The organism is Brevibacterium sp. (genome assembly GCF_052105255.1).
Lineage (GTDB): Bacteria > Actinomycetota > Actinomycetes > Actinomycetales > Brevibacteriaceae > Brevibacterium > Brevibacterium linens_B.
In genome coordinates this window covers 1-7640 of the sequence record NZ_JBQDYQ010000094.1, presented here as the reverse complement: position 1 = coordinate 7640, position 7640 = coordinate 1, and the positions used below count along the sequence as shown (strand labels likewise).

Below are 7640 nucleotides of genomic sequence, written 5' to 3'. Positions count from 1 at the left end.
GGTTGCTGGGCCGCCGTCGGGTAGCAATTAGAGGGATTCTAGGACTTTGCGGACTCCGGCGTTGCGCAGGGACTCGTGACGGACCGAGGCCCAATAGGACACCTTCTTGGAGAACAGCTCCGGCAGCACCTGCACTAGGCGCGAATTGCCGTGGGCGAGGAAGTCCGGCAGGATGCCGATCCCGGCCCCGTGTGAGGTCGCGAGCACGTGCGCATGCACCGAGGTGGACCGGAAGAAGCCTGCCCCACGGGGAAGGACATCGGCCGCCTCGTCGAGATCATCGACCCGCAGCGAATTCTCGATGTAGTAGACCATCCGGTGGTCGGCCAGATCATCCAGCGTCTGCGGCATCGGATGCGAGGAGATGTAGTGCTGCGAGGCATAGAGCTGGAGCCGGTAGTCGCGGATGTGCTTGGCAATCGACCGCGGGGCATCGGGACGCCCGACGACGATCTCGATATCGACACCCGACCGGTACTGCCTGGCCCGCTGCGTGGCGGTGATCAGCTCGATCTGCAGTCCCGGATGCTGCGCCTGTAGTGTGGTGAGCGCCGGAACGGCATACTCGAGGGCGAAGGCCTGCGGACAGGCCAGCCGGATCGTCCCGGACAGAGCCGAGTTCGAATGCGCATCGATGCGGCCCAGCGCGGCCTCGATATCCTCGGCGATCGGCAGCAGCTGGCGCCCGGCGGCGCTGAGCTCCCACCCGTCGGGGGAAGCCACGAGCACGCGATCGCCGTACGCTTTCTCGAGCGCGGCGATGCGCCTGGACACGGTCGTGTGGTTGAGGCCGAGGCTGTGCGCGGCGGCCGTGAACTTCCCCAGTCGGGCGACGGCGAGCAGAGTCAGCAGATCCTCGGGAGCGATCTGCAGACCTGAACTGCCAGGTGCATAGGAAGCCATAGTTCCTCCATTCTATCTGCGTCCGCGCACATAACCGGTGCGGAATAGGTGAGGCGGCCCGCCGGGCTTCCGTCCATCGACTGGCGTACTGTGAGAGGGAACACCTAAGAGTTGCTGAACATGATGCGAGGAGGCATATTATGTCGACGATTGGATGGGTTGGTCTGGGGAATATGGGCCGCCCGATGACTGCGAACCTGGTCAGGGCCGGTCACACCGTCAATGGTTTCGATCTCGTCCCCGAAGCCGTGGACGCAGCCGCGAAGTACGGGGTGAACCCCGTGAACTCCATCGCCGAGGCGGTCGCCGGTGCCGATATCGTCTTCACCATGCTGCCCAAAGGTGAGCACGCCCGCACCGCCTACCTCGAGCCCGACGGGGTCCTGGCCAACGCGGACCAGAGGACCCTCCTCGTCGATTCCTCGACGATCGACTTCGATTCGGCTCGTCTTCTCCATTCCGAGGCGAAGAAGGCAGGCTTCCGCCTGATCGACGGACCCGTCTCCGGCGGAGTCACCGGTGCCGAAGCCGGCACCCTGACGTTCATGCTCGGCGGTGCCGACGCCGACATCGAAGAGGCTCGCCCCTTCATTGAGGCGATGGCCGGCAACATCTTCCACGCCGGTGGTGACGCCGCAGGTCAGGCAGCGAAGATCGTGAACAACATGATGCTGTCGATCAGCCTCCAGGGTGTCGTCGAAGGCGCCGTGCTCGCCGATCGCTTCGGCCTCGACCCGAAGGTCTTCCACGATATTGCGAAGGTGTCCTCCGGTGACTCCTGGCCGCTGCGTACGTGGTACCCGGTGCCGGGCGTGACGACGACGGCCGCGGCGAACAACGAGTTCCAGCCCGGCTTCGCCACCGCACTCATGCACAAGGACGTCGGCCTGGCCCTCGCCGGCGCCGAGACCCAGGGTGTCGAGCTCCCGGCCGCCGCCCTCGTCCACGCGCAGCTGCAGAAGCTCATCGACGAAGACCTCGGTGGACTCGACACGTCCGCCCTGATCAAGAACATCGACCCGAACGCCGAGGGTCTGCCGAAGTAGACACTGCAACGGGGCCGAGGCGGCACCGAGCTGCGGACGATCCGTGTCGAAGAACCATAATGAATTCGACACGGATCGTCCGCAACTCGTTTCCCGGCCCGGTGGACCGGCTAGGTGGACCGGCCCGGACGCGGGCCCGTTGCCGTCGCGACACCTGGTGCGGGACTCGGCCGCCGGAGCATCCTCGGCGACCTGAAACTTCGTGCGGCTCATGTCAGACTTGAGTCATGAGTACGCCTGATTCAGCCTCCCCGCTCTCCGCCGACGACATCGCCGCCATCACCGGCAACCTCGACGAGGTGGCTGATCGGGCCCGGGCCGCCGCCGAGGCGAGCGGTCGCAGCGGGGACGATGTGCGCGTGCTGCTGGCGACGAAGACGCAGCCGGCGGAGAAGATCCGCGTCGCCCTCGAACACGGGTTCACGCTCATCGGCGAGAACAAGGTGCAGGAGATCACCGGCAAGGCCGAGGCGCTCGCCGACCTCGAGCCCGAGACCCACCTCATCGGACCGCTGCAGCGCAACAAGGTCAATCACACCCTGCGGCATGCTCAGTGCATCCAGTCCGTCGACAACCTCCCGCTGGCCGAGAAGATCAACAACCGCCTCGACGTCCTCGATGAGACCGTCGACTACTTCATTCAGGTCAACACCTCCCGCGAGGACTCGAAGTTCGGTGTCGCACCCGAATACGCCGAGAAGCTCATCACCGCGACCCGGGCACTCGGCCGGATGCGGCTGCGCGGACTCATGACGATCGGACTGCCCGGCAGCAGCCCCGAAGAGATCCGCCCCAGCTACTCCGACCTGCGCGAGCTCAGCGAGACGCTGCGCGGATCAGGGGTCATGCCCGCCGAGGCGGCCGAGCTGTCGATGGGCATGAGCGGCGACTTCGAACTCGCCATCGCCGAAGGAGCGACGATCGTCCGCGTCGGATCGAGCATCTTCGGCGCTCGCGACTATTCCTGACCGGCCCTCCACACCCGTACGGGCCGACTCGGCATCCGCCGCATTCCCGGGCGGGGGAGAGAACCGTCACTTGATGACGTTGGGAAGGCCGCCTCGGTGGAGGATCTGCAATCATAGAACCATGAACAGCAGTCCAAATATCTCCGCGTCTGCCAACTCCTCGGCACGGGACGTCAAGGTCCGTGCGCCCGAACTCGTCGGTCGTCGGTGGATGAACTCCGGCGGCAAGGACCTGACCCTGGCCGATCTGCGCGGAAAGGTCGTCCTCCTCGACTTCTGGACTTTCTGCTGCATCAACTGCCTCCACGTCCTCGACGAACTGCGCCCGTTGGAGGAGAAGTACGCCAAGGAGCTTGTCATCATCGGCGTGCACTCGCCGAAGTTCGAGTTCGAACGCACCGTCGAAGCCGTCGACCAGGCCGTGGAGCGCTACCAGGTCGAACACCTCGTCCTCGACGACCCCGACCTCGTCACCTGGCAGGCGTACACCGCTCGCGCCTGGCCGACCTTGGCCGTCATCGACCCCGAGGGCTACCTCGTGGCGACCATGTCCGGTGAGGGCCATGCAGCCGGTCTCACCGAGATCATCGAGGGCCTCATCGAGGAGCACTCGGCCAAGGGCACCCTCCATTCGGGTGACGGCCCCTACGTTCCGCCGCCGGCCCCGGAGACGGATCTGTTCTACCCGGGCAAGGCCACTCGCCTGCCCTCGGGCCACCTCCTCGTCGCTGATTCCGGACACCACAGCCTCGTCGAATACGACGATGATGCGGCCACGATCCTCCGCCGCATCGGCACCGGTGAACGCGGCGGCGTCGACGGCGACTTCGCCTCGGCGAGCTTCAGCGAACCCGGCGGCATCACCGTGCTGCCTGCCGACCTGGCGGCCGAAGTCGGCTACGAGCTCGTCGTCGCCGACACCGTCAACCACACCCTGCGCGGAATCGACCTGACGAACGACACGGTCACGACGATCGCCGGCACCGGCGAGCAGCACATGGTCGGCGCCATCGACAATGTCCGCGGCAAGCCCGGTGAACTGGGACGATACGACGGGCCCGCCCTTCATGTGAAGCTGTCATCGCCGTGGGATGTCCTCTTCGTCCCCTCCACCGCCGAGGTGGTCGTGGCGATGGCAGGCAACCACACCCTCTGGTCTTTCGACCCGAAGGCCGGCACGATCCGCATCCTCTCGGGCACGATGAACGAAGGTCTGGTCGACGGCGATGGGGAGTCTGCGTGGTTCGCTCAGTCCTCCGGCCTCGACCTCGGGCCCGAGGGCGAGGTGTTCGTCGCCGACTCCGAGACCTCGGCGATCCGCCGCCTCGACCCGGCAACCGGTGAGGTGGCCTCACTGGTGGGTGTCGGTCTCTTCGACTTCGGCTTCCGTGACGGGCCTGCCGCCGAGGCGCGCCTGCAGCACCCGCTGGGCGTGCGCAGTCTGCCCGACGGGTCGGTCGCGATCGCCGACACCTACAACGGTGCGATCCGCCGCTTCAACCCGAAGACCGAGGAAGTCACGACTCTCGCGCGCGGACTGCGCGAACCCTCGGACATCGTCCTCATCGACAATGCGGGCACCCCCGATGACGCCGAACTCATCGTCGTCGAATCCGCGGCGCACGCACTCACTCGGGTGAAGCTGCCCAAGGACGCTCAGAAGGTCGACGAGGGCGCGCTGACGACGAAGCGCCCGTCGACCGAGATCGCCTCCGGTCCGGTGGCGCTGACCGTGAGCTTCACGGTCCCGGCCGGTCAGAAGCTCGACGACCGCTGGGGCGACCCCACGTTCCTGCAGGTGTCTGCGACGCCGCCGGAGCTCATCGTCTCCGGAGCCGGCGGTGCCGAAGGGCTCCGCCGCGATATCGTCATCGATCCCGAGTTCACCGAGGGAGTGCTGCACGTGACTGCCCGGGCCGCCGCCTGCGATGGCGAGCCCGGGGGAGAGATTCCGCTGCACGCGGCCTGCCACCTCTACCAGCAGGACTGGGGAATCCCCGTCGAGCTCGCGGACTCGGCGCCGAACGAACTCACCCTCGACCTCCGCGGCGCCTGAGCGCTCGGCCACCGGAGTGAGGGCCGCAGCCGATCAGGCGGACGGTCATCGCTGAAACGCCCCTGCACGGAGATCGTTGGGTCGATCCACGGCGTTCAGGGCACCGAAATCGCCGTGGATCGACCCAACAATCGCTGTGGCAGGGCGAACCCCTGGGGGAGCGCCCTCAGGCGATGGTGACATCGCCGAGGCGACGCGGCTCGAAGCTCACCTGTGAGGACCTGACGACCACTGAGCCGCCCAGGACGAAGGAGAGCTTCTCGTCGAAGTCGTGTTCGGCAGCGGTGACGATGTCTCGGTAGCGTCCCTTGACCCGCACCTCGACCGTCGAAGGGGTGAGCTCGAGATCATTGCCGGACGAGGTCAGTCCGATCTGCGGACTGCGCTCGAGCGACCACGAGACATCACCGATGATCTCGTTGTCCGTGTCGTAGCCGAAGACGCAGCCGGCCGGCATAAGGGTCTTCGACTTCATGCAGTCCTGCAGATGGTCGGTGACCTGCTCTTCCACGGTCTGCTCGAGCTTGGCCGTCGGCTGTGGCGAGAGCTTCACGGTGGGGGAGTCGCCGGGGGCGGTCACCTCGGTGCGTTGAGATCTGGACTTCAGATACGTCGCATCGAACCCGACGAGGTAGCTCGCCGGGAACAGCACCGGCACACTTCCGGTGCTGACTCCGTAGCCGTTGACCGTCGCCGTCGACGATCCGGAGACGTCGAGGGTCAGCGTCGGCCAGTTTTCCTGCTCGATGGCCCATCGGTTGAAGAGTCCCGCGCTGGCGGGCAGGCGGACCATATCGAGATCGACGGTCTGCTCCTGCGAGGAGAGGCTGAAGCTGAGTCGGACCTTCGCATGGTCGCCGTCGACGGAGAGGGTCTCGGCTTCGGGATCGCGCGGCAGATCGGGAGCCGCCGAGAGGACGTCGTCGCTGAGCGCCAAGGTCGACGACGGTGTCGGGGCGGACAGGTAGGAGAAGGCACCCTGCGCATCGCCGTGTTCGACCGCCGAGATATAGGCCTCGGCGGCCCGGGCGGGCGTGTAGACGGTGAGGTTGAGGAGGGGGACCGCTGCAACCGTGAGGACGATGACCGTCAGTGCTGAGATCAGAAGTCTGCGCGAGGTTCGCATGGCGCTCCTGATTCGGTTGGGGACTGAAGGGGGGACTGGGCAGTCCTCAGTCTATCTGCCGCGCGTCACTCGACCGGGTAGGCGTGCAGGGCGGAGGTGTCGACCTCGACGAAGACATGCGTGCCGACCTTGACGTTGGTGCGCAGTTCGGTGATCGTCGCGCCGAGCCCCGGATGCAGAACCCCGAATCCGATGGCCGGCGTCCGGCTTCGCGGCACGCCGGCGAGGTCGGCGAGGTCGACGTCGAGGGCGAGGCCCATCTCAGTGTCGACCGGTGAGAGCTTCGCCTGCAGGCAGGAACCGCGATCACGGAGTCCGGTGACGATGGCTTCGAACACCGTCGCCGAGGTGAACGCCGGGTCGTGTTCGTCCAGTGACAGGAGGGCGGCGCGCCACCCCAGAGTCACGAACACCTTCCCGTCGAGTTCGGTGCGGGCGCGCACGGCCGAATGGCCGATGGACAGCCAGCCCTTCCGGGCCAGCCCGGAATAGACGTTGACCCCGCTGAGCTCGGCCGGCAGCGAACCGCGCGGTTCGGTGACGATCTGCTCCAGGGAACCGAGCGCGACGAGCTGGTCCTTCTCGATGTTCGCCACCCCCGCCTCGGCGATGGCGTGGTCGGTCAGCGAATTCGAGCTGAACACGACTCCGCGGCCCTCCCCGGCGACGAGTTCGGCGAAGCGACTCCGCAGCCCGGTGCGCAGATGGCCGGGGACCATGCCGAAAGGGTCGATGAGGGTCAGCCACCTCGCGCCGCTCGCCCAGGCCGCGGCCAGAGCGAGGCGGGCACGATCGGTCGCATCGAGATCCTCGAGGCGACGGCGCAGAACATCGGGGCGCAGCCCGAATGCCGTCAGTGCAGCTGATGGATCCGCTGCCGATGCCGCCTCCCCAGATCCGGCATCGGCGTCGCGAAGATAGCTCTTCATCCAGCTGCGCACACGCAAGCGACCCGACCGGCGTCCGGTCGGGAAGCGTGGTGGTGGTGCGACGTGGGGCAGGGCGGCCGCGGACAGCACCACCGAGGTGGTGCTGTCCGGGCTGCCCATCAGTCCGAGCATTGTCCCTGCTCGCAGACGTCCTAGGTCGATCTCGCGTCCGTCGAGCTGCAGCCCCGCGAGGGACAATTCCTCGTTCAATGCGGTTTAGAACTCCGCGGGATCGTCGGCGGCGTTCATCCGCCGACGGGTGATGATGACGGCTGCCGCACCGACAGCGAGCAGACCGACGCCGAGCGCCAGCCCGGTCATCTCGGCACCGGTGCGCGGCAGGTCACTGCCCGAATCGCTCTGGCCGCCGCCGTTTCCGTCTCCGCCTTCGTCGACGTCGGTGCCGTTGGTGAGCACCGTGAAGCTTCCGCCCTGGGGCTCATCGAAGCTCTCGGCCTGGGCGCGCACGTTGTAGGTGCCGAGCACGGACTTGACCTTGGCCTGGACACCGAAGGTGACCTTGCCGTCGGAATCGGCTTCCTTGGTCATCGTGTACCGGTCGACCTTGCCCTGGGCATGCTCGACCGTGATGGTGACCTTCTCGCCGGGCTG

General features: G+C 66.7%; 7 protein-coding genes. 3 read left to right on the top strand and 4 right to left on the bottom strand.

The window, feature by feature from the left end:
• Positions 1 to 27: 27 nt before the first annotated feature.
• On the bottom strand, positions 28 to 903 hold the full coding sequence (locus tag ACTIIH_RS15490) for a LysR family transcriptional regulator (protein ID WP_441452752.1): 876 nt from the start codon (positions 901 to 903) through the stop codon (positions 28 to 30).
• A 140-nt stretch (positions 904 to 1043) separates the two neighbouring features.
• Here ACTIIH_RS15490 and mmsB point away from each other — a divergent pair, with 140 nt between their 5' ends.
• The 3 genes from mmsB (at position 1044) to ACTIIH_RS15475 (ending at position 4973) form a co-directional block, all read left to right on the top strand.
• Entirely contained in the window at positions 1044 to 1949 is a 906-nt protein-coding gene (gene mmsB / locus ACTIIH_RS15485) for a 3-hydroxyisobutyrate dehydrogenase (RefSeq protein ID WP_441452751.1), read from the top strand.
• A 227-nt stretch (positions 1950 to 2176) separates the two neighbouring features.
• Complete coding sequence (locus tag ACTIIH_RS15480) at positions 2177 to 2917, top strand: YggS family pyridoxal phosphate-dependent enzyme (protein WP_441091887.1); 741 nt, start codon at positions 2177 to 2179, stop codon at positions 2915 to 2917.
• 121 nt (positions 2918 to 3038) lie between these two features.
• Positions 3039 to 4973: an NHL domain-containing thioredoxin family protein gene (locus ACTIIH_RS15475; protein WP_441452750.1), complete on the top strand. Its 1935-nt coding sequence runs from the start codon at positions 3039 to 3041 to the stop codon at positions 4971 to 4973.
• 166 nt (positions 4974 to 5139) lie between these two features.
• Here ACTIIH_RS15475 and ACTIIH_RS15470 read toward each other — a convergent pair whose 3' ends face one another.
• The 3 genes from ACTIIH_RS15470 to ACTIIH_RS15460 all read right to left on the bottom strand — a co-directional run.
• On the bottom strand, positions 5140 to 6099 hold the full coding sequence (locus ACTIIH_RS15470; protein WP_101594079.1) for a hypothetical protein: 960 nt from the start codon (positions 6097 to 6099) through the stop codon (positions 5140 to 5142).
• 65 nt (positions 6100 to 6164) lie between these two features.
• Positions 6165 to 7238: an ABC transporter gene (locus tag ACTIIH_RS15465; RefSeq protein WP_101554405.1), complete on the bottom strand. Its 1074-nt coding sequence runs from the start codon at positions 7236 to 7238 to the stop codon at positions 6165 to 6167.
• A 6-nt stretch (positions 7239 to 7244) separates the two neighbouring features.
• A partial coding sequence (locus ACTIIH_RS15460; RefSeq protein WP_441452749.1) for an LPXTG cell wall anchor domain-containing protein occupies positions 7245 to 7640 on the bottom strand: 396 nt, incomplete at its 5' end.